This window comes from Pseudomonas tensinigenes (assembly GCF_014268445.2).
Taxonomy (GTDB): domain Bacteria; phylum Pseudomonadota; class Gammaproteobacteria; order Pseudomonadales; family Pseudomonadaceae; genus Aquipseudomonas; species Aquipseudomonas tensinigenes.
The window spans coordinates 6130651-6156238 of record NZ_CP077089.1 but is presented as its reverse complement, the minus strand read 5'-3'; the positions used below and the strand labels follow the sequence as shown (position 1 = coordinate 6156238).

37 protein-coding genes are annotated in these 25588 nt (G+C 55.5%); 36 read left to right on the top strand and 1 reads right to left on the bottom strand.

Annotation, left to right across the window (positions count from 1 at the left end):
- Nucleotides 1-75 precede the first annotated feature (75 nt).
- The 34 genes from rpsL (at nucleotide 76) to bfr (ending at nucleotide 20560) form a co-directional block, all read left to right on the top strand.
- Nucleotides 76-447 carry a 30S ribosomal protein S12 gene (rpsL, locus tag HU718_RS27415; RefSeq protein ID WP_003186084.1) on the top strand — a complete coding sequence of 124 codons (372 nt, stop codon included), beginning with the start codon at nucleotides 76-78 and terminating at the stop codon, nucleotides 445-447.
- Nucleotides 448-554: 107 nt separating this feature from the next.
- Nucleotides 555-1028: a 30S ribosomal protein S7 gene (gene rpsG / locus HU718_RS27410; RefSeq protein ID WP_007916467.1), complete on the top strand. Its 474-nt coding sequence runs from the start codon at nucleotides 555-557 to the stop codon at nucleotides 1026-1028.
- 30 nt (nucleotides 1029-1058) lie between these two features.
- On the top strand, nucleotides 1059-3164 hold the full coding sequence (gene fusA / locus HU718_RS27405) for an elongation factor G (RefSeq protein WP_016984188.1): 2106 nt from the start codon (nucleotides 1059-1061) through the stop codon (nucleotides 3162-3164).
- A gap of 31 nt (nucleotides 3165-3195) precedes the next feature.
- Nucleotides 3196-4389, top strand: coding sequence for an elongation factor Tu (gene tuf / locus HU718_RS27400; protein ID WP_095122212.1), 1194 nt, complete (start codon nucleotides 3196-3198; stop codon nucleotides 4387-4389).
- 157 nt (nucleotides 4390-4546) lie between these two features.
- On the top strand, nucleotides 4547-4858 hold the full coding sequence (gene rpsJ / locus HU718_RS27395) for a 30S ribosomal protein S10 (RefSeq protein WP_003186070.1): 312 nt from the start codon (nucleotides 4547-4549) through the stop codon (nucleotides 4856-4858).
- An 80-nt stretch (nucleotides 4859-4938) separates the two neighbouring features.
- Nucleotides 4939-5574 (top strand): 50S ribosomal protein L3, encoded by a 636-nt coding sequence (gene rplC, locus HU718_RS27390; RefSeq protein ID WP_003228738.1) that lies wholly within the window; start codon nucleotides 4939-4941, stop codon nucleotides 5572-5574.
- Nucleotides 5575-5586: 12 nt separating this feature from the next.
- The gene (gene rplD, locus HU718_RS27385) at nucleotides 5587-6189 is read left to right on the top strand and encodes a 50S ribosomal protein L4 (protein ID WP_007918468.1); all 603 of its coding nucleotides are present in this window, start codon (nucleotides 5587-5589) and stop codon (nucleotides 6187-6189) included.
- Nucleotides 6186-6485, top strand: a complete 300-nt coding sequence (gene rplW / locus HU718_RS27380; protein ID WP_002555488.1) for a 50S ribosomal protein L23 — start codon at nucleotides 6186-6188, stop codon at nucleotides 6483-6485. The genes rplD and rplW overlap by 4 nt, the downstream gene beginning before the upstream one ends.
- Before the next feature lie 14 nt (nucleotides 6486-6499).
- Nucleotides 6500-7324 (top strand): 50S ribosomal protein L2, encoded by an 825-nt coding sequence (gene rplB, locus HU718_RS27375; protein WP_003228734.1) that lies wholly within the window; start codon nucleotides 6500-6502, stop codon nucleotides 7322-7324.
- A gap of 16 nt (nucleotides 7325-7340) precedes the next feature.
- Nucleotides 7341-7616, top strand: a complete 276-nt coding sequence (rpsS, locus tag HU718_RS27370; protein ID WP_011336172.1) for a 30S ribosomal protein S19 — start codon at nucleotides 7341-7343, stop codon at nucleotides 7614-7616.
- 11 nt (nucleotides 7617-7627) lie between these two features.
- Nucleotides 7628-7960 carry a 50S ribosomal protein L22 gene (gene rplV, locus HU718_RS27365; RefSeq protein WP_003103908.1) on the top strand — a complete coding sequence of 111 codons (333 nt, stop codon included), beginning with the start codon at nucleotides 7628-7630 and terminating at the stop codon, nucleotides 7958-7960.
- A gap of 13 nt (nucleotides 7961-7973) precedes the next feature.
- On the top strand, nucleotides 7974-8660 hold the full coding sequence (gene rpsC / locus HU718_RS27360; RefSeq protein ID WP_003176422.1) for a 30S ribosomal protein S3: 687 nt from the start codon (nucleotides 7974-7976) through the stop codon (nucleotides 8658-8660).
- 12 nt (nucleotides 8661-8672) lie between these two features.
- Nucleotides 8673-9086: a 50S ribosomal protein L16 gene (gene rplP / locus HU718_RS27355; RefSeq protein ID WP_007896757.1), complete on the top strand. Its 414-nt coding sequence runs from the start codon at nucleotides 8673-8675 to the stop codon at nucleotides 9084-9086.
- Complete coding sequence (rpmC, locus tag HU718_RS27350; RefSeq protein WP_002555481.1) at nucleotides 9086-9277, top strand: 50S ribosomal protein L29; 192 nt, start codon at nucleotides 9086-9088, stop codon at nucleotides 9275-9277. Before rplP ends, rpmC begins: the two co-directional genes overlap by 1 nt.
- 2 nt (nucleotides 9278-9279) lie before the next feature.
- Nucleotides 9280-9546: a 30S ribosomal protein S17 gene (gene rpsQ / locus HU718_RS27345; RefSeq protein WP_003194644.1), complete on the top strand. Its 267-nt coding sequence runs from the start codon at nucleotides 9280-9282 to the stop codon at nucleotides 9544-9546.
- Between the two features lie 23 nt (nucleotides 9547-9569).
- Nucleotides 9570-9938 (top strand): 50S ribosomal protein L14, encoded by a 369-nt coding sequence (gene rplN, locus HU718_RS27340; protein ID WP_002555479.1) that lies wholly within the window; start codon nucleotides 9570-9572, stop codon nucleotides 9936-9938.
- 11 nt (nucleotides 9939-9949) lie between these two features.
- Nucleotides 9950-10264: a 50S ribosomal protein L24 gene (gene rplX, locus HU718_RS27335; protein WP_008081905.1), complete on the top strand. Its 315-nt coding sequence runs from the start codon at nucleotides 9950-9952 to the stop codon at nucleotides 10262-10264.
- A 20-nt stretch (nucleotides 10265-10284) separates the two neighbouring features.
- The gene (rplE, locus tag HU718_RS27330) at nucleotides 10285-10824 is read left to right on the top strand and encodes a 50S ribosomal protein L5 (RefSeq protein WP_003176415.1); all 540 of its coding nucleotides are present in this window, start codon (nucleotides 10285-10287) and stop codon (nucleotides 10822-10824) included.
- 13 nt (nucleotides 10825-10837) lie between these two features.
- On the top strand, nucleotides 10838-11143 hold the full coding sequence (gene rpsN, locus HU718_RS27325) for a 30S ribosomal protein S14 (RefSeq protein ID WP_003228726.1): 306 nt from the start codon (nucleotides 10838-10840) through the stop codon (nucleotides 11141-11143).
- 209 nt (nucleotides 11144-11352) lie between these two features.
- Nucleotides 11353-11745 carry a 30S ribosomal protein S8 gene (gene rpsH, locus HU718_RS27320; protein WP_077574736.1) on the top strand — a complete coding sequence of 131 codons (393 nt, stop codon included), beginning with the start codon at nucleotides 11353-11355 and terminating at the stop codon, nucleotides 11743-11745.
- A gap of 12 nt (nucleotides 11746-11757) precedes the next feature.
- Nucleotides 11758-12291, top strand: coding sequence for a 50S ribosomal protein L6 (rplF, locus tag HU718_RS27315; RefSeq protein ID WP_003176412.1), 534 nt, complete (start codon nucleotides 11758-11760; stop codon nucleotides 12289-12291).
- Nucleotides 12292-12301: 10 nt separating this feature from the next.
- Nucleotides 12302-12652, top strand: a complete 351-nt coding sequence (gene rplR / locus HU718_RS27310) for a 50S ribosomal protein L18 (RefSeq protein WP_003186037.1) — start codon at nucleotides 12302-12304, stop codon at nucleotides 12650-12652.
- 3 nt (nucleotides 12653-12655) lie between these two features.
- Complete coding sequence (gene rpsE, locus HU718_RS27305) at nucleotides 12656-13156, top strand: 30S ribosomal protein S5 (protein WP_003186035.1); 501 nt, start codon at nucleotides 12656-12658, stop codon at nucleotides 13154-13156.
- Between the two features lie 2 nt (nucleotides 13157-13158).
- Complete coding sequence (rpmD, locus tag HU718_RS27300) at nucleotides 13159-13335, top strand: 50S ribosomal protein L30 (RefSeq protein WP_003176408.1); 177 nt, start codon at nucleotides 13159-13161, stop codon at nucleotides 13333-13335.
- A 3-nt stretch (nucleotides 13336-13338) separates the two neighbouring features.
- Nucleotides 13339-13776 (top strand): 50S ribosomal protein L15, encoded by a 438-nt coding sequence (gene rplO / locus HU718_RS27295; RefSeq protein WP_003228720.1) that lies wholly within the window; start codon nucleotides 13339-13341, stop codon nucleotides 13774-13776.
- Nucleotides 13777-15105 (top strand): preprotein translocase subunit SecY, encoded by a 1329-nt coding sequence (secY, locus tag HU718_RS27290; RefSeq protein WP_003228718.1) that lies wholly within the window; start codon nucleotides 13777-13779, stop codon nucleotides 15103-15105.
- A 27-nt stretch (nucleotides 15106-15132) separates the two neighbouring features.
- Nucleotides 15133-15249 (top strand): 50S ribosomal protein L36, encoded by a 117-nt coding sequence (gene rpmJ / locus HU718_RS27285; protein WP_002555468.1) that lies wholly within the window; start codon nucleotides 15133-15135, stop codon nucleotides 15247-15249.
- Between the two features lie 130 nt (nucleotides 15250-15379).
- Nucleotides 15380-15736: a 30S ribosomal protein S13 gene (gene rpsM / locus HU718_RS27280; RefSeq protein ID WP_009045849.1), complete on the top strand. Its 357-nt coding sequence runs from the start codon at nucleotides 15380-15382 to the stop codon at nucleotides 15734-15736.
- Between the two features lie 30 nt (nucleotides 15737-15766).
- Entirely contained in the window at nucleotides 15767-16156 is a 390-nt protein-coding gene (gene rpsK / locus HU718_RS27275) for a 30S ribosomal protein S11 (protein WP_002555466.1), read from the top strand.
- A gap of 18 nt (nucleotides 16157-16174) precedes the next feature.
- Nucleotides 16175-16795: a 30S ribosomal protein S4 gene (gene rpsD / locus HU718_RS27270; RefSeq protein ID WP_003176404.1), complete on the top strand. Its 621-nt coding sequence runs from the start codon at nucleotides 16175-16177 to the stop codon at nucleotides 16793-16795.
- A gap of 22 nt (nucleotides 16796-16817) precedes the next feature.
- Nucleotides 16818-17819, top strand: coding sequence for a DNA-directed RNA polymerase subunit alpha (locus tag HU718_RS27265; protein WP_003186012.1), 1002 nt, complete (start codon nucleotides 16818-16820; stop codon nucleotides 17817-17819).
- Between the two features lie 42 nt (nucleotides 17820-17861).
- Complete coding sequence (rplQ, locus tag HU718_RS27260) at nucleotides 17862-18248, top strand: 50S ribosomal protein L17 (RefSeq protein ID WP_003176402.1); 387 nt, start codon at nucleotides 17862-17864, stop codon at nucleotides 18246-18248.
- Between the two features lie 240 nt (nucleotides 18249-18488).
- On the top strand, nucleotides 18489-19943 hold the full coding sequence (locus HU718_RS27255; protein ID WP_186614162.1) for a catalase: 1455 nt from the start codon (nucleotides 18489-18491) through the stop codon (nucleotides 19941-19943).
- A gap of 149 nt (nucleotides 19944-20092) precedes the next feature.
- Nucleotides 20093-20560, top strand: a complete 468-nt coding sequence (bfr, locus tag HU718_RS27250; RefSeq protein WP_016983567.1) for a bacterioferritin — start codon at nucleotides 20093-20095, stop codon at nucleotides 20558-20560.
- Between the two features lie 65 nt (nucleotides 20561-20625).
- Here the strand turns inward: bfr and uvrA are convergent, their stop codons facing one another.
- Nucleotides 20626-23460 (bottom strand): excinuclease ABC subunit UvrA, encoded by a 2835-nt coding sequence (gene uvrA / locus HU718_RS27245; protein ID WP_186614160.1) that lies wholly within the window; start codon nucleotides 23458-23460, stop codon nucleotides 20626-20628.
- A gap of 191 nt (nucleotides 23461-23651) precedes the next feature.
- Between uvrA and HU718_RS27240 the strand changes: the two genes are divergently transcribed.
- Together HU718_RS27240 and HU718_RS27235 are read left to right on the top strand one after the other, a co-directional pair.
- Nucleotides 23652-25049, top strand: coding sequence for an MFS transporter (locus tag HU718_RS27240; protein ID WP_102901732.1), 1398 nt, complete (start codon nucleotides 23652-23654; stop codon nucleotides 25047-25049).
- A gap of 9 nt (nucleotides 25050-25058) precedes the next feature.
- Complete coding sequence (locus HU718_RS27235) at nucleotides 25059-25583, top strand: single-stranded DNA-binding protein (protein WP_008081898.1); 525 nt, start codon at nucleotides 25059-25061, stop codon at nucleotides 25581-25583.
- The last annotated feature ends 5 nt before the right edge of the window (nucleotides 25584-25588 follow it).

Here is a 25588-nt window from a genome sequence, read left to right as displayed (position 1 = left end):
TGGCGGGAATTCGTTCCTGCCATTTTGCTTTTCTTGCAAGACAATAGCGTCGCAAGACAACAGTGGAGCTAGTAGATGGCAACTATCAACCAGCTGGTACGTCAGCCGCGTAAGCGTATCGTCGAGAAATCCGACGTACCTGCGCTGCAGAACTGCCCGCAACGTCGTGGCGTGTGCACCCGTGTGTACACCACTACGCCGAAAAAACCTAACTCGGCACTGCGTAAAGTATGCCGTGTGCGCCTGACCAACGGTTTCGAGGTTTCCTCGTACATCGGTGGTGAAGGTCACAACCTGCAAGAGCACAGCGTGGTACTGATCCGCGGCGGTCGTGTAAAAGACTTGCCAGGTGTTCGTTACCACACCGTTCGCGGCTCCTTGGATACTTCCGGCGTTAAAGGTCGTAACCAGGGTCGTTCGAAGTACGGTACCAAGCGTCCGAAGTAATCGGCCGCTTTGCAGATTTTCATTTTATTGAGTCGATAAGAGTAAGGTCGGGCACGCATCCATTGGATCTGTCCCGAGCTAACCTGAAGACCGCTTGAGGGCTTATCATGCCAAGACGTCGCGTAGCAGCAAAGCGTGAGATTCTGGACGATCCGAAATACGGAAGCCAGATCCTCGCCAAATTCATGAACCACGTTATGGAAAGCGGCAAGAAAGCCGTTGCCGAGCGTATCGTTTATGGTGCCCTGGAAACCGTTGCGACCCGTAAGGCTGGCACCGATCCCCTGGAACTCTTCGAAAAAGCACTCGACGCCATCGCTCCGCTGGTCGAAGTGAAGTCGCGCCGCGTTGGTGGTGCTACTTACCAGGTTCCGGTCGAGGTTCGTCCTTCCCGTCGTAACGCTCTGGCAATGCGCTGGTTGGTAGACTTCGCCCGTAAGCGTGGCGAGAAGTCTATGGCTCTGCGTTTGGCTGGCGAACTGCTGGATGCTGCTGAAGGTAAAGGTGCTGCTGTTAAGAAGCGTGAAGACGTGCACCGTATGGCTGAAGCCAACAAAGCTTTCTCGCACTACCGCTTCTAATTTTAGCTTCACTAATTTTGCGAGGGCTTTATGGCTCGTACTACTCCGATTAGCCGCTACCGTAACATCGGTATCGTCGCTCACGTGGATGCTGGTAAAACCACCACCACCGAGCGCGTCCTTTTTTACACCGGCAAAAGTCACAAAATGGGCGAGGTGCATGATGGCGCCGCGACCACAGACTGGATGGTGCAGGAGCAGGAGCGTGGTATTACCATTACTTCTGCTGCCATCACCGCTTTCTGGAAAGGTTCCGAGAAGCAGTACAAGGACGAGCACCGCTTCAACGTAATCGATACCCCGGGCCACGTTGACTTCACTATTGAAGTTGAGCGTTCCCTGCGCGTACTCGACGGCGCTGTCGTTGTGTTCTGCGGTACTTCGGGTGTTGAGCCTCAGTCGGAAACCGTATGGCGTCAAGCCAACAAATACGGTGTTCCACGTCTTGTTTACGTAAACAAGATGGACCGTGCTGGTGCCAACTTCCTGCGCGTGATCGGTCAGATCAAGCAGCGTCTGGGTCACACTCCGGTGCCGATCCAGTTGGCCATCGGTTCCGAAGACAACTTCCAGGGTCAGATCGATCTGATCAACATGCAAGCTGTCTACTGGAACGACTCTGACAAGGGTATGGTCCCTGTTCGCAAGGACATTCCTGCCGAGCTCCAAGAGCTGGCTGAAGAGTGGCGCAACAACATGGTTGAAGCTGCTGCTGAAGCCAACGAAGAGCTGATGAACAAGTACCTGGAAGGCGAAGAGCTGTCGATCGAAGAGATCAAGGCTGCTTTGCGTCAGCGTACTATCGCCGGCGAAATCGTTCTGGCTGTTTGCGGTTCTTCGTTCAAGAACAAGGGCGTTCCCCTGGTTCTCGACGCCGTTATCGACTTCCTGCCTGCACCGACCGACATTCCTGCGATCAAGGGTACTGACCCTGATAACGAGGAAATCGAGCTGGAGCGTCATGCAGACGATGCGGAGCCGTTCTCGGCTCTGGCGTTCAAGATCGCTACCGACCCATTCGTGGGTACCTTGACCTTCGTCCGCGTTTACTCGGGCGTGTTGAACTCCGGCGACGGCGTGATCAACTCGGTTAAAGGCAAGAAAGAGCGCGTAGGTCGTATGGTGCAAATGCACGCAAACGCCCGTGAAGAGATCAAGGAAGTGCGCGCTGGCGACATCGCGGCCCTGATCGGCATGAAGGACGTCACCACTGGTGAAACCCTCTGCAACGCTGACAAGCCAATCATCCTGGTTCGCATGGACTTCCCGGAGCCGGTTATTTCGGTTGCCGTAGAGCCTAAGACCAAGGATGACCAGGAAAAAATGGGTATCGCTCTGGGCAAGCTTGCTCAGGAAGACCCGTCTTTCCGCGTTAAAACTGATGAAGAGACTGGTCAGACGATCATCTCCGGCATGGGCGAGCTGCACCTGGACATCCTGGTTGACCGGATGCGCCGTGAGTTCAACGTCGAAGCCAACATCGGCAAGCCTCAGGTTTCGTATCGTGAGCGCATCACGAAGAACTGTGAAATCGAAGGCAAGTTCGTTCGTCAATCCGGCGGTCGTGGCCAGTTCGGTCACTGCTGGATTCGTTTTGCTCCTGCTGACGAAGGTCAGGAAGGTCTGCAATTCGTGAACGAAGTTGTAGGTGGTGTGGTTCCTAAGGAATACATCCCGGCTATCCAGAAGGGTATCGAAGAGCAGATGAAGAACGGCGTTGTTGCCGGCTATCCGCTGATCGGCCTGAAGGCTACCGTGTTCGATGGTTCTTACCACGACGTCGACTCCAACGAGATGGCGTTTAAAGTGGCTGCCTCCATGGCGACCAAGCAACTGGCCCAGAAGGGCGGTGGTGAGTTGCTTGAGCCGATCATGGCTGTAGAGGTTGTTACGCCTGAAGACTATATGGGTGATGTGATGGGCGACCTTAACCGTCGTCGCGGCATGATCCAGGGTATGGAAGACACAGTGTCCGGCAAGGTTATCCGTGCCGAAGTTCCACTGGGCGAGATGTTCGGTTATGCGACCGACGTTCGTTCCATGTCCCAGGGTCGCGCAAGCTACTCTATGGAATTCAAAAAATACGATACGGCTCCGTCGCACATCGTCGAATCCGTAACCAAAAAACAAGGCTGATTCAGCCCCTTTAGGCTAGGAGTTAATTGTCGTGGCTAAAGAAAAATTTGATCGTTCCCTACCGCACGTCAACGTTGGCACTATCGGTCACGTTGACCACGGTAAAACCACTCTGACCGCTGCTCTGACTCGCGTCTGCTCCGAAGTTTTCGGTTCGGCCGTAGTTGAATTCGACAAGATCGACAGCGCTCCAGAAGAAAAAGCTCGCGGTATCACCATCAACACCGCGCACGTTGAGTACAACTCGCTGATCCGTCACTACGCTCACGTTGACTGCCCAGGTCACGCTGACTATGTGAAGAACATGATCACCGGTGCTGCTCAAATGGACGGCGCTATCCTGGTTTGCTCGGCCGCTGATGGTCCGATGCCACAAACCCGTGAGCACATCCTGCTGTCCCGTCAGGTAGGCGTTCCGTACATCGTGGTTTTCCTGAACAAGGCTGACCTGGTAGACGACGCAGAGCTGCTGGAACTGGTTGAGATGGAAGTTCGCGACCTGCTGTCCACCTATGACTTCCCAGGCGACGACACTCCGATCATCATCGGTTCGGCTCGTATGGCTCTGGAAGGCAAAGACGACAACGAGATGGGCACCACTGCTGTCAAGAAGCTGGTTGAAACTCTGGACAGCTACATCCCAGAACCAGTTCGTATGATCGACAAGCCATTCCTGATGCCAATCGAAGACGTATTCTCGATCTCGGGTCGCGGTACTGTTGTGACTGGTCGTATCGAGCGCGGTATCGTTCGCGTTCAGGATCCGCTGGAAATCGTTGGTCTGCGTGACACCACCGTTACTACTTGCACCGGTGTTGAAATGTTCCGCAAGCTGCTCGACGAAGGTCGTGCTGGCGAGAACTGCGGCGTTCTGCTGCGTGGTACCAAGCGTGACGACGTTGAACGTGGTCAGGTTCTGGTTAAGCCGGGTTCGGTTAAGCCGCACACCAAGTTCACCGCAGAAGTTTACGTTCTGAGCAAGGAAGAAGGCGGTCGTCACACTCCGTTCTTCAAAGGCTACCGTCCACAGTTCTACTTCCGTACTACTGACGTGACTGGTAACTGCGAGCTGCCAGAAGGCGTTGAAATGGTAATGCCAGGTGACAACATTCAGATGACTGTTACCCTGATCAAAACCATCGCGATGGAAGACGGTCTGCGTTTCGCTATCCGTGAAGGCGGTCGTACCGTCGGCGCTGGCGTCGTAGCCAAAATCATCGAGTAATCTCTTTTATAGAGTTTGCTTGTTGACTTGAAAAAGCCCCCGCTCAGCGGGGGCTTTTTTATTGGGTTGACACCTATCTGGGGCGTCTATAGAATTGCGCCTCCTTTTAACGGGCGTATTGCGCTCGGTGGGAATAGCAGCCGGAGTCTGAAATCCAATGCAAAATCAGCAAATCCGTATCAGGTTGAAGGCTTTCGACCATCGCCTGATCGACCAATCAACCCAGGAAATCGTGGAAACCGCGAAACGTACTGGTGCTCAAGTGCGTGGTCCAATTCCACTGCCTACCCGTAAAGAGCGGTTCACCGTTCTGGTTTCTCCGCACGTCAACAAAGACGCGCGCGACCAGTACGAAATCCGCACTCATAAGCGCGTTCTGGACATCGTCCAGCCAACGGATAAAACCGTTGATGCTCTTATGAAGCTTGATCTTGCGGCCGGTGTGGAAGTGCAGATCAGCCTCGGCTAAGACTCGGTCTTAGTCGTGTAACGCTCTGAAATGGGCGGCCATAGCGGGTGAAAGCCCCGTACACTCATGAGGTTTACAACATGACTATTGGTGTAGTCGGTCGTAAATGCGGTATGACCCGTATTTTCACCGAAGAAGGTGTCTCCATTCCGGTCACGGTCATTGAGATCGAACCGAATCGCGTCACCCAGTTCAAAACTGAAGAGACCGATGGCTATCGTGCAGTGCAAGTCACTGTCGGCGAGCGTCGTGCTTCGCGTGTAACAGCAGCTCAGGCTGGCCACTTCGCTAAAGCGAACGTTGCCGCTGGTCGCACTACCATGGAATTCCGTCTTGAAGAAGGCGAGTACCAGGCTGGCGATCTGATCAACGCTGAAATCTTCGCCGCTGGTCAACTGGTTGATGTAACCGGTCAGTCCAAGGGTAAAGGCTTCCAGGGTACGATCAAGCGTTGGAATTTCCGCGGGCAAGATAACACCCACGGTAACTCCGTATCCCACCGCGTCCCAGGCTCTATCGGCCAGTGCCAGACTCCTGGTCGTGTATTCAAGGGCAAAAAAATGTCCGGTCATATGGGCGCTGAGCGCGTGACCGTGCAGTCCCTGGAAGTAGTGCGCGTGGACGCTGAACGCAATCTGTTGTTGGTCAAGGGTGCTGTTCCTGGCGCTACTGGCGGCAACCTGGTTGTACGTCCAGCAGCCAAGGCTCGCGGTTAAGGGGAAGCTGACATGCAATTAAATGTAAATGACGCTCAAGCGATCGAAGTTTCCGAACTGACATTTGGCGGCGAATTCAACGAGACGCTGGTTCACCAAGCAGTCGTGGCCTACATGGCTGGCGGCCGTCAAGGTACCAAGCAGCAGAAGACCCGTTCCGACGTTCGTGGTGGCGGTAAGCGCCCATGGCGTCAGAAAGGTACTGGCCGTGCTCGTGCCGGTACTATCCGTAGCCCAATCTGGCGTGGCGGCGGTACCACTTTTGCAGCACGTCCACAGGATCACTCCCAGAAGCTGAACAAGAAGATGTATCGCGCAGCAATGCGTTCCATCCTTGCTGAGCTGGTGCGTACTGATCGTCTGGTCGTGGTTCAGGATTTCGCTGTTGAAACTCCGAAAACCAAAGATCTGCTGGGCAAGCTGAACAACATGAGCCTGACCGACGTTTTGATCGTGTCGGACGCTGTTGATCAGAACCTGTACCTGGCTGCTCGTAACCTGCCGCACGTAGATGTACGTGACGTCCAAGGTTCCGATCCAGTTAGTCTGATCGCATACGACAAGGTGTTGATCACCGTGTCGGCCGTGAAGAAATTCGAGGAGCTGCTGGGATGAACCAGGAACGCGTATTTAAAGTTCTGCTTGGCCCGCACGTTTCCGAGAAGGCTACGGTTCTGGCAGACAAGAAAGGCCAGTTCGTTTTCAAGGTTGCTACTGACGCAACCAAGCTGGAAATCAAGAAGGCCGTCGAAAGCCTGTTCAGCGTGAAAGTAGAGCGCGTCACTACCCTGAATGTTCTGGGTAAGAGCAAGCGCACTGCTCGCGGTCTGGGCAAGCGTAATGACTGGAAGAAGGCAGTTATCTCCCTTCAGCCAGGCCAAGATCTCGATTTCAGCAGCAGTGCTGAGTAAGGAAGGGGTGCATCATGGCAATCGTTAAATGCAAACCGACTTCCCCTGGCCGCCGTTTTGTGGTCAAGGTGGTCAACCAGGAGCTGCATAAAGGCGCTCCTCACGCACCGCTGCTCGAGAAAAAATCGAAGACTGGTGGTCGTAACAACAATGGCCGTATTACCACGCGTCACATCGGTGGTGGTCATAAGCAGCATTATCGTATGGTCGATTTCCGTCGCAACGACAAAGATGGCATCGTCGCCACTGTCGAGCGTATCGAATACGATCCAAACCGTACTGCTCACATCGCACTGCTCTGCTACGCAGACGGCGAGCGCCGCTACATCATCGCCCCTAAAGGCGTGAGTGCTGGCGACCAGCTGATCGCAGGCGCTCTGGCTCCAATCAAGCCAGGTAACGCTCTGCAACTGCGCAACATTCCAGTCGGTTCTACCGTACACGGCATCGAACTGAAGCCGGGTAAAGGCGCACAGATCGCTCGTTCTGCTGGTGCTTCGGCTCAGCTGATCGCTCGTGAAGGCGTTTACGTTACCCTGCGTCTGCGTTCCGGTGAAATGCGTAAAGTGCTGGCTGAATGCCGTGCGACCCTGGGCGAAGTCTCGAACTCCGAGCACAGCCTGCGTTCGCTGGGTAAAGCTGGTGCCAAGCGCTGGCGTGGCGTTCGCCCAACCGTTCGTGGTGTTGCCATGAACCCGGTTGACCACCCACATGGTGGTGGTGAAGGTCGTACCTCTGGTGGTCGTCATCCGGTATCGCCATGGGGCTTCCCGACTAAGGGCGCGAAGACTCGTGGTAATAAGCGTACCGACAAAATGATCGTCCGTCGTCGCAAGTAAATAGAGGGATACGACAGTGCCACGTTCTCTGAAAAAAGGTCCTTTTATTGATCTTCACCTACTGAAGAAGATCGAAGTGGCGGCGGAAAAGAACGATCGCAAACCAATTAAGACTTGGTCGCGTCGTTCGATGATCCTGCCACAAATGGTCGGTCTGACCATCGCAGTACACAACGGTCGTCAGCACGTCCCAGTTCTCGTTAACGAAGACATGGTCGGCCACAAACTGGGCGAGTTCGCCGGTACCCGCAACTATCGCGGGCACGTGGCTGACAAGAAAGCCAAGCGTTAAGGGGTTAGGAAATGGAAGTAGCCGCTAAGTTGTCGGGCGCTCGAATCTCCGCCCAGAAAGCCCGCTTGGTCGCCGACCAGATCCGCGGGAAGAAGGTGGGCGAAGCGCTCAACTTGTTGGCTTTCAGCAGTAAGAAAGCCGCCGAGATCATGAAGAAAGTGCTGGAGTCGGCCGTAGCCAACGCCGAGCATAACGAAGGCGCAGACGTTGATGACCTGAAGGTCAGCACCGTTTTCGTCAACGAAGGGCGTTCGCTGAAGCGCATCATGCCACGTGCCAAAGGCCGTGCTGATCGCATCGTCAAGCGGTCTTGCCATATCACTGTCAAGGTTGCTGACAAGTAACGGAGTCGAAGAGATGGGTCAGAAAGTACATCCCATTGGCATTCGCCTGGGAATCGTCAAGGAGCACACCTCCGTCTGGTACGCAGACGGTCGGACTTATGCGGACTACTTGTTCGCAGATCTGAAAGTGCGTGAGTATCTCCAAGACAAACTAAAAAGCGCGTCCGTAAGCCGTATCGATATCCATCGTCCGGCCCAAACTGCACGTATCACCATCCACACCGCTCGTCCAGGTATCGTTATCGGGAAGAAAGGTGAAGATGTTGAGAAACTGCGTCAGGACCTGACCAAGCAAATGGGTGTGCCTGTGCACATCAATATCGAAGAGATCCGCAAGCCGGAGCTCGACGGTATGCTGGTTGCGCAGAGCGTAGCTCAGCAGCTGGAGCGTCGTGTAATGTTCCGTCGCGCTATGAAGCGCGCAGTTCAGAACGCAATGCGCATTGGTGCCAAGGGCATCAAAATCCAAGTGAGCGGTCGTCTCGGCGGTGCTGAAATCGCACGTACTGAATGGTATCGCGAAGGTCGTGTGCCATTGCACACCCTGCGTGCCGACATCGACTATGCCAACTACGAAGCTCACACCACTTACGGTGTGATCGGTGTAAAGGTTTGGATCTTCAAAGGCGAAGTAATTGGTGGTCGCCAAGAAGAGCTGAAACCACAAGCACCAGCGCCTCGTAAAAAAGCTGCTAAGTAAGGGGTACGCCAAATGTTGCAACCTAAGCGTACGAAGTTCCGCAAGCAGATGACAGGCCACAACCGTGGTCTGGCTCAGCGCGGTAGCAAAGTCAGCTTCGGCGAGTTCGCGCTGAAGTCTGTAGCTCGTGGTCGTCTCACCGCTCGTCAGATCGAGTCAGCGCGTCGTGCTCTGACCCGTCACGTTAAACGTGGCGGCAAGATCTGGATCCGTGTATTCCCGGACAAGCCTATTTCCAAAAAGCCCCTCGAAGTTCGTATGGGTAAAGGTAAGGGTAGTGTGGAGTACTGGGTTGCCCAGATTCAGCCAGGCAAAGTCCTGTATGAAATCGAGGGTGTTTCTGAAGAGCTGGCGCGTGAGGCTTTTGCCCTGGCTGCTGCAAAGCTGCCGCTCGCCACCGCCTTTGTTAAACGGACGGTGATGTGATGAAAGCGAATGAACTTCGTGAAAAATCCGCACAGCAGCTGAACGAGCAACTGCTCGGCTTGCTGCGCGACCAGTTCAATCTGCGTATGCAGAAAGCAACTGGCCAGTTGGGGCAGTCTCATCTGCTCTCGCAAGTTAAACGTGACATCGCTCGCGTGAAGACTGTGCTCAACCAGCAGGCAGGTAAGTGATCATGGCTGAAGCCGAAAAAACTGTCCGTACGCTGACTGGCCGTGTTGTCAGCGACAAGATGGACAAAACCATCACCGTATTGATCGAGCGTCGCGTAAAGCACCCGATCTACGGTAAATACGTTAAGCGTTCGACTAAGCTGCACGCGCACGACGAAACCAACCAGTGCCACATCGGCGACAAAGTCACTATTCGTGAAACTCGTCCTATGGCCAAGACCAAGTCTTGGGCGCTGGTTGATGTTCTCGAACGCGCTGTGGAAGTCTAAGGACTAGGGGTCGGAGAAATTATATGATTCAGACTCAATCCATGCTCGATGTGGCCGATAACAGCGGCGCTCGCCGTGTTATGTGCATCAAGGTGCTGGGTGGCTCCCATCGTCGTTACGCTGGTATCGGTGACATCATCAAAGTTACCGTGAAGGAAGCAATTCCTCGCGGTAAAGTGAAAAAAGGCCAAGTGATGACTGCTGTTGTAGTCCGCACTCGTCACGGCGTACGTCGTGCTGATGGCTCCATTATCCGCTTTGATGGCAACGCTGCTGTTCTTCTGAACAACAAGCAAGAGCCGATCGGCACCCGTATCTTTGGGCCAGTGACCCGTGAACTTCGTACTGAGAAGTTCATGAAGATCGTCTCGCTCGCCCCAGAAGTGCTGTAAGGAGATCCGACATGCAAAAGATTCGTCGTGACGACGAGATCATCGTGATCGCCGGCAAAGACAAAGGTAAGCGCGGTAAGGTGCTCAAGGTTCTTGCTAATAACCGTCTGGTTATCAGCGGTCTGAACCTGGTCAAGCGTCATACCAAGCCTAACCCGATGTCGGGCGTGCAAGGCGGTATCGTCGAAAAAGAAGCTCCACTGGACGCTTCTAACGTCGCCATTTTCAACGGCGAAACCAACAAGGCTGACCGCGTTGGTTTCAAAGTAGAAGACGGCAAGAAAATTCGTGTCTTCAAGTCGACCCAAAAAGCGGTTGATGCTTGAACACTGCTAGGTAGAAGACCATGGCACGACTAAAAGAGATTTACTGGAAGGAAATCGCACCGAAGCTTAAGGAAGAACTTAAGCTTTCGAACGTGATGGAAGTTCCACGCGTTACAAAAATCACCCTGAACATGGGTCTGGGCGAAGCTGTTGGTGACAAAAAAGTCATCGAGCATGCTGTTGCTGACCTGGAAAAGATCACCGGCCAAAAAGTCGTTGTGACCTACGCTCGTAAATCCATCGCTGGCTTTAAAGTCCGTGAAGGATGGCCGATCGGCGTCAAGGTGACTCTGCGCCGTGAGCGTATGTATGAGTTCCTGGATCGTCTGCTTTCGATCTCCCTGCCTCGGGTTCGCGACTTCCGCGGCCTGAATGCCAAGTCCTTCGATGGTCGTGGTAACTACAGCATGGGCGTGAAAGAGCAGATCATTTTCCCGGAAATCGACTACGACAAGATCGATGCTCTCCGCGGTCTGGACATTACCCTGACCACCACTGCCAAGAACGATGATGAAGGCCGCGCTCTGCTGCGTGCTTTCAAATTCCCGTTCCGCAACTGATTGGAGTAGGAAAATGGCCAAGAAGAGCATGAAAAACCGTGAGCTGAAGCGTCAGCTCACCGTTGCCAAGTACGCCACCAAGCGTGCAGCGCTGAAAGCTATCATCGTTGATCTGAACGCAAGTCCAGAAGCACGTTGGGAAGCTACCGTAGCTCTGCAGAAGCAACCACGTGACGCAAGCGCTTCGCGCATGCGTAACCGTTGCCGCCTGACTGGTCGTCCGCACGGCGTTTACCGCAAGTTCGGCCTTGGCCGTAACAAGCTGCGTGAAGCTGCAATGCGTGGTGACGTACCAGGTCTGGTTAAAGCCAGCTGGTAATTGCTGTCAAAGTCTCGATGTTCGGGTTCGCAAGAACCTGACCATCGGTGGCCTTGAATCTGAATCAAGCCCCTTTTGGGGCTTGATTCATTTCTGGGGTGTGTCTAGAATGACCGGCTCGCCTGAGCCCGTGTTTTTCATGCCCGGAAGTTCTCGGCGACAAGTAGTAGCCGCAAGGCTAATTTTTCTGTATTAGGAGCGTCTAGCCCATGAGTATGCAGGACCCGTTAGCGGACATGCTAACTCGAATCCGTAATGCCCAGATGGCTGAAAAGTCTGTCGTAAGCATGCCATCTTCCACGTTGAAGGCGGCTGTAGCAAAAGTCCTGAAGGACGAAGGTTACATCGCGGATTTTCAGATCACCACCGACGCTAAGCCGTCGTTGTCCATCGAGCTGAAGTACTTCGAAGGCCGTCCGGTTATCGAAGAAGTGAAGCGCGTTAGTCGTCCAGGCCTGCGTCAGTACAAGTCCGTTGAAGATCTGCCGAAAGTTCGTGGCGGTCTTGGCGTGTCTATCGTCTCCACCAACAAAGGTGTGATGACGGATCGTGCTGCGCGCGCTGCCGGTGTCGGCGGCGAAGTTCTTTGCACTGTGTTCTAAGGGGGGATAAGCATGTCTCGCGTCGCTAAGAACCCCGTTAAGCTGCCAGCCGGTGTCGAAGTAAAATTCGCAGGCCAACAGCTTTCGGTGAAGGGTGCCAAGGGTACTCTTGAACTGAACATCCATTCGTCCGTTGAGATCGTTGAAGAAGCTGGTGAGCTGCGTTTCGCTGCTCGCAATGGCGATCAACAAACTCGCGCAATGGCCGGTACCACGCGTGCGTTGGTAAACAACATGGTCCAAGGCGTAAGCCAAGGCTTCGAGCGCAAGCTCCAGCTGGTCGGTGTTGGTTACAAAGCGCAAGCAAAAGGCACGGTTCTGAACCTGGCCCTTGGCTTCTCGCACCCAGTGGATTACGAACTGCCGGAAGGCATCACCGCTGAGACTCCTAGCCAGACCGATATCCTGATCAAGGGCATCGACAAGCAGCTGGTAGGTCAAGTGGCTGCTGAGATCCGCGACTTCCGTCCACCAGAGCCGTACAAAGGCAAAGGTGTGCGCTACGCGGACGAAGTCGTCCGTCGTAAAGAAGCCAAGAAGAAGTAGGGCATAGCAAATGACCGACAAAAAAGTTACTCGACTGCGTCGCGCTCGCAAAGCACGCCTGAAAATGCACGAACTCGAAGTCGTGCGTCTCTGCGTGTTCCGCTCGTCGCAGCACATCTACGCCCAGGTCATCTCGGCCGACGGCAACAAAGTCCTGGCAAGCGCCTCGACTTTGGATAAAGAACTGCGTGATGGCGCCACTGGCAACATCGACGCGGCCACAAAGGTTGGCCAGCTGGTCGCTACGCGTGCTAAGGCCGCTGGCGTCTCGCAAGTGGCTTTCGACCGCTCTGGCTTCAAGTACCACGGCCGCGTTAAAGCGCTGGCTGATGCTGCTCGTGAAGCTGGGCTGGAGTTCTAAGTTATGTCAAATAACGACCAAAAGCGCGACGAAGGCTACATTGAGAAGCTGGTTCAAGTTAACCGCGTAGCCAAAACCGTTAAAGGCGGCCGTATCTTCACTTTCACCGCGTTGACCGTGGTTGGTGATGGTAAAGGGCGTGTTGGCTTCGGCCGTGGCAAGTCGCGTGAAGTGCCTGCTGCGATCCAGAAGGCAATGGAAGCTGCTCGCCGCAACATGATCCAAGTTGATCTGAACGGCACCACTCTGCAGTACGCAATGAAGTCCGCTCACGGCGCTTCGAAGGTGTACATGCAGCCTGCTTCTGAAGGTACCGGTATCATCGCTGGCGGCGCTATGCGTGCTGTCCTCGAAGTTGCTGGCGTTCAGAACGTTCTGGCCAAGTGCTACGGCTCGACTAACCCGGTAAACGTGGTTCACGCCACTTTCAAAGGTTTGAAAGCTATGCAGTCTCCTGAATCCATTGCCGCCAAGCGTGGCAAAAGCGTCAAGGAGATCTTCTGATCATGGCTACCGTTAAAGTAACGCTGATCAAAAGCATGACCGGCCGCATCCCTAACCACAAACTGTGCGTTAAGGGTCTGGGTCTGCGTCGCATCGGTCACACTGTAGAAGTCCAGGATACTCCCGAGAATCGCGGGATGATCAACAAGGCTTACTACATGCTGCGTGTCGAGGGTTAATCGATGAAACTCAATGATCTGAGTCCAGCGCCGGGTTCCCGTCGCGAAAAGCATCGTCCGGGCCGTGGTATCGGTAGCGGTTTGGGTAAGACTGGTGGCCGTGGTCACAAAGGTCAGACCTCCCGCTCCGGTGGCACTATTGCTCCAGGCTTTGAAGGCGGTCAACAGCCGCTGCATCGTCGTCTGCCGAAGTTCGGTTTCGTTTCCCTGAAAGCCATGGATCGCGCAGAAGTGCGTCTGTCCGAACTGGCTAAAGTGGAAGGCGACATCGTCACCGTGCAGTCCCTGAAAGATGCCAACGTGATCAACGTCAACGTACAGCGTGTGAAAATCATGCTGTCCGGTGAAGTGACTCGCGCTGTCACTATCGGCAAGGGAATCGGCGCCACCAAAGGTGCGCGTGCGGCTATCGAAGCAGCTGGCGGCAAGTTCGAGGAATAAATGGCTAAGCAAGGTGCTCTCTCTGCGCTCGGCAAAGGCGGTATGTCTGAACTCTGGGCTCGTCTGCGTTTTCTGTTCCTGGCGATTATCGTCTACCGAATAGGCGCACACATCCCGGTTCCAGGTATCAACCCGGACCGACTCGCAGACCTGTTTCGACAGAATGAGGGGACCATTCTTAGCTTGTTCAACATGTTCTCCGGCGGCGCGCTGGAACGGATGAGCATCTTTGCACTGGGGATCATGCCGTACATTTCGGCATCGATCATCATGCAATTGATGACAGCCGTCAGCCCGCAGCTGGAGCAGTTGAAGAAGGAAGGTGAAGCTGGCCGTCGCAAGATTAGCCAGTACACCCGCTACGGCACCGTCGTCCTCGCTCTGGTTCAGGCTATTGGCATGTCCATTGGTCTGGCGGGGCAGGGCGTTGCGTTCACTGGTGACTTTGGCTTCCATTTCGTCGCGGTATCCACTTTTGTGGCTGGTGCGATGTTCATGATGTGGCTGGGTGAGCAGATTACTGAGCGTGGTGTAGGCAACGGTATCTCGATGTTGATTTTTTCGGGTATCGTCGCCGGTCTTCCGAGAGCAATCGGGCAGTCTTTCGAGTCTGCGCGTCAGGGTGATATCAACATCTTCGCCTTGGTTGCCATCGGTTTGCTGGCAGTAGCGATTATCGGTTTCGTGGTGTTCATTGAGCGTGGTCAGCGTCGTATTGCTGTTCACTACGCCAAGCGTCAGCAGGGCCGCAAGGTTTTTGCTGCACAGACAAGCCACTTGCCGCTTAAGGTGAACATGGCCGGTGTTATTCCGGCTATTTTCGCGAGCAGCATTTTGCTGTTCCCGGCTTCGTTGGGTGCCTGGTTCGGTCAGTCTGAAGGTATGGGCTGGTTGCAGGACATCTCGCAGTCGATCGCTCCTGGTCAGCCGTTGAATATTCTGCTGTTTAGTGCAGGGATTATTTTCTTCTGCTTCTTCTATACGGCGTTGATGTTCAATCCGAAAGACGTAGCGGAAAACCTGAAGAAGTCCGGTGCCTTTATTCCGGGCATCCGTCCAGGTGAGCAGTCTGCGCGCTATATTGATGGCGTTCTGACTCGCTTGACCATGTTCGGTGCTCTTTACATGACGGCCGTGTGCCTGTTGCCCCAGTTCCTGGTGGTTGCAGCAAACGTTCCGTTCTACCTTGGCGGGACCTCGTTGCTGATCGTGGTCGTGGTTGTGATGGACTTCATGTCCCAAGTACAATCGCACCTCGTTTCGCACCAGTACGAATCCCTGATGAAGAAAGCCAACCTGAAGGGTTACGGCAGCGGCATGTTGCGCTGAGTACCCATAAGGTTCGAGGAGTTGGTGATGAAAGTTCGTGCATCGGTGAAAAAGCTGTGCCGTAACTGCAAGATTATTCGCCGCGAAGGTGTTGTTCGAGTAATTTGCAGCGCGGAACCGCGTCACAAACAGCGCCAAGGCTGAGTGTGATTGTGCTTCAAGCCCGGTAGCTAGTGCGCTACCGGGTTGATTATTTGTTATTACAGCGATATTATCTCGCGCCCTATTTCTTGGCTTCCGGGGCGTAGGTAGCTGTCAATTGGAGTCCCACTGAATGGCCCGTATTGCAGGCGTTAACATTCCAGATAACAAGCATACTGTTATCTCGCTGACCTACATCTATGGTGTTGGTCGCACTACTGCGCAGAAAATTTGCGCAGAGACTGGGGTAAACCCAGCCGCAAAGATCAAAGATCTGAGCGACGAGCAGATTGAGCAGTTGCGTGGCGAAGTGGCGAAGTTCACCACTGAAGGTGACCTGCGTCGCGAAATCAACATGAAAATCAAGCGTTTGATGGACCTCGGTTGCTACCGTGGTCTGCGTCATCGTCGTGGTCTTCCAGTGCGCGGTCAGCGTACCAAGACTAACGCGCGTACCCGTAAAGGTCCGCGTAAGCCGATCCGCAAGTAATCGCCCACGCGAATCGACAGGAAATTAATCATGGCAAAACCTGCTGCTCGTCCTCGTAAAAAAGTTAAAAAGACAGTGGTTGATGGCATCGCCCACATCCATGCTTCTTTTAACAACACCATCGTGACCATCACCGACCGTCAAGGTAACGCGCTTTCTTGGGCTACCTCCGGTGGTTCGGGTTTCCGCGGTTCCCGCAAGTCCACCCCGTTTGCTGCTCAAGTAGCTGCTGAACGTGCTGGTCAAGCTGCGCTGGAATATGGCCTGAAAAACCTCGACGTTAACGTCAAAGGTCCAGGTCCAGGTCGTGAGTCTGCTGTCCGTGCATTGAACGGCTGTGGCTATAAGATCGCCAGCATCACCGACGTGACGCCAATCCCGCACAACGGGTGCCGTCCGCCGAAGAAGCGCCGCGTGTAATCCAGGAGATTGTAAAGAATGGCTCGTTACATTGGTCCAAAATGCAAACTCGCTCGTCGCGAAGGCACCGATCTCTTCCTGAAGAGCGGCGTGCGCGCGATCGAATCGAAGTGCAACATTGAAGCAGCACCTGGTATCCACGGCCAACGCCGCGGTCGCCAGTCCGATTACGGCACCCAACTGCGTGAAAAGCAGAAGGTCCGTCGTATCTACGGCGTTCTCGAGCGTCAGTTCAGCGGCTACTACAAAGAAGCTGCTGGCAAGAAAGGTGCAACCGGTGAAAACCTGCTGCAACTGCTCGAATGCCGTCTGGACAACGTTGTATACCGTATGGGCTTTGGTTCGACTCGTGCCGAATCCCGTCAGCTGGTATCGCACAAGTCGATCAGCGTTAACGGTCAGACCGTAAACGTTCCGTCGTATCAGGTTCGTGCTGGTGACGTGGTTGCAGTTCGCGAGAAAGCAAAAAACCAACTTCGCATTGTCCAAGCTCTCGATCTGTGTGCCCAACGTGGCCGCGTAGAATGGGTAGAAGTAGACACTGAGAAGAAGTCGGGCGTTTTCAAGAACGTTCCTGCTCGCAGTGATCTGTCCGCCGACATCAACGAAAGCCTGATTGTCGAGCTCTACTCCAAGTAAGGGCTAGAAAATAGGTGCATCCATGCAGATTTCGGTAAATGAGTTCCTGACACCCCGCCATATTGATGTGCAGGTTGTCAGTCCAACCCGCGCCAAGATCACTCTCGAGCCTCTCGAGCGTGGTTTTGGCCACACCCTGGGCAACGCGCTGCGACGCATCCTGTTGTCCTCAATGCCCGGCTGCGCAGTAGTCGAGGCCGAGATTGACGGTGTGCTCCACGAGTACAGCGCCATCGAAGGTGTACAGGAAGACGTAATTGAAATCCTGTTGAACCTTAAAGGTCTGGCCATCAAGCTGCACGGTCGTGACGAAGTTACGCTGACCTTGTCGAAGAAGGGTTCGGGGGTGGTTACCGCTGCCGATATTCAGCTGGATCATGATGTCGAGATCGTTAATCCCGATCACGTAATCGCTAACCTGGCGTCTAACGGCGCCCTGAACATGAAGCTCACCGTAGCTCGTGGTCGTGGTTATGAACCAGCCGACTCGCGTCAGAGCGATGAAGACGAAAGCCGCAGCATCGGTCGCTTGCAGCTTGACTCTTCGTTCAGCCCGGTTCGCCGTATCGCATACGTGGTGGAAAACGCCCGTGTCGAGCAGCGTACCAACCTGGACAAGCTGGTTATTGATCTGGAAACCAACGGTACTCTGGATCCTGAAGAGGCTATCCGCCGCGCTGCAACCATCCTGCAACAGCAGTTGGCTGCGTTCGTCGACCTCAAAGGTGACAGTGAGCCAGTGGTTGTCGAGCAGGAAGACGAGATCGATCCGATCCTGCTTCGCCCGGTTGACGATCTGGAACTGACTGTACGTTCGGCTAACTGCCTTAAGGCGGAAAACATCTACTACATCGGCGACCTGATTCAGCGTACCGAAGTAGAGCTGTTGAAGACTCCGAACCTGGGCAAGAAATCCTTGACTGAAATCAAGGACGTTCTGGCCTCCCGCGGTCTGTCCCTCGGCATGCGCCTCGACAACTGGCCGCCTGCAAGTCTTAAGAAGGACGACAAGGCGACTGCCTGATCGTCGTAATCACCGAACGTAGTGTTTGGTAAGGAATGAACCATGCGTCATCGTAAAAGTGGTCGTCACCTGAGCCGCACCAGCTCGCACCGCAAGGCCATGTTCCAAAACATGGCGGTGTCGCTGTTCGAGCACGAGCTGATCAAAACTACTCTGCCAAAAGCCAAAGAACTGCGTCGCGTTGCTGAGCCGCTGATCACTCTGGCCAAGACAGACAGCCTGGCTAACCGCCGTCTGGCTTTCGACCGTACTCGTTCGAAAGCTATCGTTGGTAAGCTCTTCAACGATCTGGGCAAGCGTTACGCTACCCGTGAGGGTGGCTACCTGCGCATCCTCAAGTGCGGTTTCCGCGCTGGCGACAACGCGCCTATGGCGTACGTCGAGTTGGTTGATCGTGCTACTGCTGGCGAAGCTGTATCCGCCGAGTAAGACGTCAGTCTGAAACAAAGAACCGGGCCTAGTGCCCGGTTTTTTGTGCCTGCAAGAAAATGCGCTGTTCGTACAAGTTTCTGACACCTTTCTGTTGGCACTATGTGCTGGGAAACATAATTAGTAATTATCTATCGATGTCTGCAAGTTAATGAATTTGTAGGCGTCACATGGATGATCGATACTTCCCAGCAAGCCGATTAGCCGGCAGTTTCAAGACTGACAGAGGAAGAAGACCGTATGAGCCAGATCAAAACGCTTACGACCGCCAGTGGCGCACCTGTCGCTGATAACCAGAATTCTCGCTCCGCCGGCCCACGTGGCCCGCTGCTGCTCGACGACTTTCATCTGATCGAGAAGCTCGCCCACTTCAATCGGGAAAACATCCCTGAGCGCCGCGTACATGCCAAAGGCTCGGGTGCTTACGGCACGTTTACCGTGACTCGTGACATAACCGAGTACACCAGCGCCAAGCTGTTCGAATCTGTCGGCAAGCAGACCCCGACGTTTTTGCGATTCTCCACTGTCGGTGGCGAGCGCGGTTCGGCGGATACCGAGCGAGACCCTCGTGGTTTCGCGCTGAAGTTCTACACCGAAGAAGGCAACTGGGACATCGTTGGCAACAACACGCCAGTGTTCTTCATTCGCGATCCGTTGAAATTCCCTGATTTCATCCACACCCAAAAGCGCCTGCCGCAAAGCAACCTGAAAAGCGCGCAGATGATGTGGGACTTCTGGTCGCATTCGCCTGAGGCGCTGCATCAGGTCACCATTCTGTTCTCCGATCGTGGCATTCCTGATGGCTACCGTCACATGCACGGCTTCGGCAGCCACACCTACAGCCTGATCAGCGCGAAAGGTGAGCGTCACTGGGTGAAATGGCACTACAAGACCAAACAAGGCATCAAGAATCTGGCTCCGGCCGATGCTGCACGGTTGGCTGGTACCGATCCGGATTACGCCCAGCGTGATCTGTTCGAAGCGATCGAGCGCGGTGAATTCCCGAAATGGCGCGTGTGCATCCAGATCATGACCGAAGCTCAGGCGGCGGCACATTACGAGAATCCTTTTGACGTCACCAAAACCTGGTCGCAGAAAGAGTTCCCGTTGATCGAGGTGGGTGAGTTGGAGTTGAACCGCAACCCGCAGAACTATTTCGCAGAAGTCGAGCAAGCGGCATTCGGCCCAAGCAATATGGTGCCAGGTGTTGGTCTGTCGCCAGATCGTATGTTACAGGGCCGCGTATTTGCGTACGCTGACGCTCACCGCTACCGCGTGGGTACCAATCACCAGCAACTGCCGGTAAACGCGCCACGCAGCCCGGTAAACACTTACCAGCGCGACGGCTCAATGGCATTCGGCAGCAACGGTGGTGCCGCGCCTAACTACGAACCGAACAGCTACACCGAGGCGCCGAAACAAGCTCCGCGTTACGCAGAACCTGCACTGGCCTTGAGCGGTGCTGCCGATCGCTACGATCACCGCGAAGACACCGATTACTACAGCCACGCCGGTGCGCTGTTCCGACTGATGAGCGACGAGCAGAGAGCGTTGCTGGTCAGCAATATCGCCGGCGCCATGTCGGGTGTTTCCAGTGATGTGGTCGATCGTCAGTTGCAGCATTTCTACAAAGCCGACACGGCGTATGGAGAAGCAATCGCAAGGCTGCTCAACGTACAGCTTAACGAAGTCTAAACGAGAAGCAGAACCGCCCTCATTTGGGCGGTTTTTGCGTTATTTAGGCTGCTTTTCTCAGAATATCTTCGCTTTTATTGCGTGAAGCGGGTGACCTTCCAGTCAGGTTGGTTCAAACTACAGACTTTCAAGTAGGGAGATGTAGGGCGATGCAAGGCCACCCAGACGTAATCGATTACCTCAACACGTTGCTGACCGGCGAACTGGCCGCGCGTGATCAATATTTCGTTCATTCGCGGATGTATGAGGACTGGGGGTTCACCAAGCTCTACGAGCGAATCAACCACGAGATGGAAGAAGAAGCTGGCCACGCTGATGCGTTGATGCGCCGGATTCTGATGCTCGAAGGCACGCCGCGCATGCGTCCGGACGATCTGGATGTCGGTACCACCGTACCGGAGATGCTCGAAGCAGATCTGCGCCTTGAGTACAAAGTTCGCGCCGCACTGTGCAAGGGCATTGAGCTGTGCGAGCAGCATAAAGACTACGTCAGCCGCGAGATCCTGCGCGTGCAGTTGAACGACACCGAAGAAGATCACACCTACTGGCTGGAAAAGCAGTTGGGCCTGATCAAACTGATCGGTCTCGAAAACTACCTGCAATCCCACGCTTCCTGATTGCAATAGATACAAAAAAGCCCCTGTCACTGTTGAAGTGACAGGGGCTTTTTTATGCATGGCGTTTAAGCCCGATCGCGAATCAGCAATGGCTTGAGGTAATGGCCAGTGTGAGATTGCTTCATCTCGGCCACCTGCTCCGGCGTGCCGGTGGCAATGATCTGTCCACCTTTGGAGCCACCCTCCGGTCCGAGATCCACCAGCCAGTCGGCAGTTTTGATCACATCGAGGTTGTGCTCGATCACCACCACGGTGTTGCCGTGGTCGCGCAGTCGATGCAACACATCGAGCAACTGCTGAATATCCGCGAAGTGCAAACCGGTGGTCGGCTCATCGAGGATGTACAGAGTCTTGCCGGTGTCACGCTTGGATAGCTCGCGAGACAACTTGACCCGCTGCGCCTCACCACCAGAAAGCGTCGTTGCCGACTGCCCGAGCTTGATGTACGACAGACCGACATCCATCAGTGTTTGCAGCTTGCGCGCCAGTGCTGGCACCGCGTCGAAGAACACCCGGGCTTCCTCGATGGTCATCTCGAGGGTTTCGTGGATGCTCTTGCCCTTGTATTTGATTTCAAGGGTTTCGCGGTTGTAGCGCTTGCTCTTGCACACATCGCACGGCACGTAGATGTCCGGCAGGAAGTGCATTTCTACCTTGATCAGGCCATCGCCCTGGCATGCTTCGCAACGACCGCCCTTGACGTTGAAGGAGAAACGTCCCGGGCCGTAACCGCGGGAGCGAGACTCAGGCACGCCGGCGAACAGTTCGCGGATCGGTGTGAACAAACCGGTATACGTCGCCGGGTTGGAGCGCGGCGTACGACCGATCGGGCTCTGGTCGATATCGACGACTTTGTCGAGATGCTCCAGACCTTTGATGCTGTCGTGCGCTGCCGCTTCCAGGGTGGTCGCGCCGTTGAGGGCCGTGGCGCTCAGCGGGAACAGGGTATTGTTGATCAGTGTCGATTTGCCCGAGCCGGACACGCCGGTTACGCAAGTCAGCAAACCAATCGGGATATCCAGGTCGACATTGCGCAGGTTGTTGCCGCGCGCGCCTTTGAGCGACAGATTGAGCTTCTTGTTGCGCGGCGTACGTTTGGCCGGCACTTCAATCTTCACGCGCCCCGACAGGTATTTACCGGTCAGGGAATCCGGGTGCGCCATGACCTCAGCCGGCGTACCTTCAGCAACGATTTGCCCGCCATGCACGCCGGCGCCCGGGCCGATATCCACAACGTAGTCGGCCAGGCGAATCGCGTCTTCGTCGTGCTCGACCACGATCACCGTGTTGCCGATATCGCGCAGGTGCTTGAGCGTGCCGAGCAGTCGATCGTTATCGCGTTGGTGCAAGCCGATGGACGGTTCATCAAGGATGTACAGAACACCGACGAGACCGGCGCCGATCTGGCTGGCCAGACGAATCCGTTGCGCCTCGCCGCCGGACAAAGTGTCAGCGCTACGATCCAGCGACAAGTAATCAAGTCCGACGTTGACCAGGAACTGCAGACGCTCGCGAATCTCCTTGAGGATCTTGTCCGCGATCTCGCCACGGCGGCCGGTCATCTTCAGCTCGCCGAAGTACACGCAAGCATCGCCAATCGGCAGGTTGGTCACTGCCGGCAGCGTTTTCTCGCCAACCCAGACGTGCCGCGCTTCACGGCGCAGGCGAGTGCCTCGGCAATCCGGGCACGATTGGGTGCTGAGGAACTTGGCCAGCTCTTCGCGCACGCTCGCCGACTCGGTCTCGCGGTAGCGACGCTCCAGGTTTGGCACGATGCCTTCGAACGGGTGCGAGCGTTTGACGATATCGCCACGGTCGTTGAGGTATTTGAAGTCAACGTTCTGCGAGCCGCTGCCATGCAGGATGAATTTCTGCTGATCGGCTGGCAGTTCGTTGAACGGTACTTCGAGGCTGAAACCGTAGTGCGAGGCCAATGAGCCGAGCATCTGGAAGTAATAGACGTTACGCCTGTCCCAGCCACGTATTGCGCCCTCGGCCAAGGTCAGTTCACCGTTGACCAGTCGCTTGATGTCGAAGAACTGCTTCACACCCAGACCATCGCACGTCGGGCATGCGCCGGCCGGGTTGTTGAAGGAAAACAGCTTGGGTTCCAGCTCGCTGATTGCGTGGCCGCAAATCGGACAGGCGAAGCGCGCGGAGAAGATCATCTCTTCGCCCGGCTCATCGTCCATCGGCGCGACCAGTGCAATGCCGTCCGCCAGTTTCAGCGCAGTCTCGAAAGACTCGGCCAGACGTTGCTGCAGATCGGCGCGTACCTTGAAACGGTCGACGATTACATCGATCGAGTGCTTCTTCTGTTTATCCAGTTTCGGCAGTTCGTCGAGCTCACAGATCCGGCCGTTGACCCGGGCGCGAACGAAACCTTGTGCGCGCAGCTCTTCGAAGACCGAAAGATGTTCACCCTTGCGTTCGCGAATCACCGGGGCCAGCAACATCAGTTTGCTGCCTTCCGGCTGCGCCAGCACCAGATCGACCATCTGGCTGACGGTCTGCGCTTCCAGCGGAATGTCGTGATCCGGGCAGCGCGGCGTGCCGACGCGTGCATAAAGCAGGCGCAGGTAATCGTAGATTTCGGTAATTGTGCCGACCGTGGAGCGCGGGTTGTGCGAAGTCGACTTCTGTTCGATGGAGATCGCTGGCGACAGGCCTTCGATGGTGTCGACGTCGGGTTTTTCCATCATCGACAGGAACTGGCGGGCGTAAGCCGACAGCGATTCGACATAGCGGCGCTGGCCTTCGGCGTACAACGTATCGAAGGCCAGGGACGACTTGCCGGATCCGGACAGGCCGGTGATGACGATCAGCTTGTCCCGTGGCAGGGTCAGGTCGATGTTCTTCAGGTTGTGGGTACGGGCCCCACGTATCAGGATCTTGTCCAAAGTGGCCTCGCTCGGCGGGCGTCGAAAACGTAGGAGTATACGGGCAAATACTGGATGGATGCACACTATCAAACGAAGGGTTTTTTGCCCCGGATGAAGAGAGTTTCATCTATACGCGTCAAAGCGTCGCGATCTACCCCGTCTTCCGATGGGACTGGTAGAATCGCCGCCGGTTCACACGAGGTTTTTCCATGCACGATCCCCACAGCGAACGCATGAGTGGCAGCGAGACCCGCGCGGCGAGCGGTCTGGCCCTGGTGTTCGCCTTCCGTATGCTTGGCATGTTCATGGTGTTGCCGGTACTGGCGACCTACGGCATGGATCTGGCAGGCGCGACCCCGGCCCTGATCGGGTTGGCTATCGGCGCGTACGGCCTGACCCAGGCAATTTTTCAGATTCCTTTCGGCGTCATTTCGGACCGCATTGGCCGTCGCCCGGTGATTTACCTCGGGCTGATCGTCTTTGCTCTCGGCAGTGTGCTGGCGTCTCAGGCCGATTCGATCTGGGGCGTGATTGCCGGCCGGATCCTGCAAGGTGCCGGGGCGATCTCCGCAGCGGTCATGGCGCTGCTTTCCGACCTGACCCGCGAGCAGCATCGCACCAAAGCAATGGCAATGATCGGTATGACCATCGGTCTGTCGTTCGCCGTGGCCATGGTGGTCGGGCCGCTGTTGACCCGTGCTTTCGGGCTCTCTGGATTGTTTCTCGCCACCGGCGGCATGGCGCTGGTGGGCATCGTCATCGTGATGTTCATGGTGCCGAAATCCACCGGGCCGTTGACTCACCGCGAGTCCGGCGTGGCGCGTCAGGCCTTGATGCCGACGCTCAAGCATCCGGACCTGTTGCGCCTTGATCTGGGCATCTTTGTGTTACATGCCATGTTGATGTCCAGCTTCGTTGCGTTACCCCTGGCGCTGGTGGAAAAAGCCGGTTTGCCCAAGGAGCAGCACTGGTGGGTCTATCTCACCGCACTGCTGATTTCGTTCTTCGCCATGATCCCCTTCATCATCTACGGCGAGAAGAAACGCAAAATGAAACGAGTTTTGCTCGGCGCCGTCATGACGCTGATGCTGACTGAGCTATTCTTCTGGCAGTTCGGCGACAGCCTGCGGGCTCTGGTGATCGGTACGGTGGTGTTCTTCACCGCGTTCAATCTGCTGGAGGCTTCATTGCCGTCGCTGATCAGCAAGGTTTCACCGGCGGGCGGGAAGGGCACGGCAATGGGCGTGTATTCCACCAGCCAGTTCCTCGGTTCGGCACTCGGCGGGATACTCGGCGGCTGGCTGTTTCAGCATGGCGGTCTGTCGGTTGTGTTCCTTGGATGTGCCGGGCTGGCTGCACTTTGGTTGGCCTTTGCTGTTACCATGCGTGAACCTCCCTACGTGACGAGCCTGCGCTTGCCGTTGTCGCCCGAGGCGATCCGCGAAGCGGGTCTGGTCGAGCGCCTCAAGGCCCTCGTAGGGGTAACCGATGCAGTGATAGTTGCTGACGAAGCGGCTGTTTACATCAAACTGGACAAAGAATTAGTGGATCGCGACACCCTCGAACGCCTGGTGAACAACCCGGCCGGGGCTGCTTGCGAAGCCTAGGAGAACGTTATGGCCCGTGGGGTTAACAAAGTCATATTGGTCGGCACTTGCGGCCAGGATCCCGAAGTTCGCTACCTGCCTAACGGTAACGCCGTGACCAACCTGAGTCTGGCCACCAGCGAACAGTGGACCGACAAGCAAACCGGTCAGAAGGTCGAGAAGACCGAGTGGCACCGTGTTTCGATGTTCGGCAAGGTTGCCGAAATCGCCGGCGAATACCTGCGCAAGGGTTCGCAGGTTTACATCGAAGGCAAGCTGCAGACCCGTGAGTGGGAAAAAGACGGTATCAAGCGTTACACCACCGAAATCGTGGTCGACATGCAAGGCACCATGCAACTGCTCGGCGGCCGTCCACAACAGGGCGATCAACAAGGCGGTGGCAACAACTACCAGCAGTCCGCTCCGGCCCCACGCCAGCAGGCGCCGCGTCCGCAGCAGTCGGCTCCACAGCAGCGTTCGGCCCCGGCTCCACAGCAGGCCGCACCGCAACCGGCTCCGGATTTCGACAGCTTTGATGACGATATTCCGTTCTGATTCGC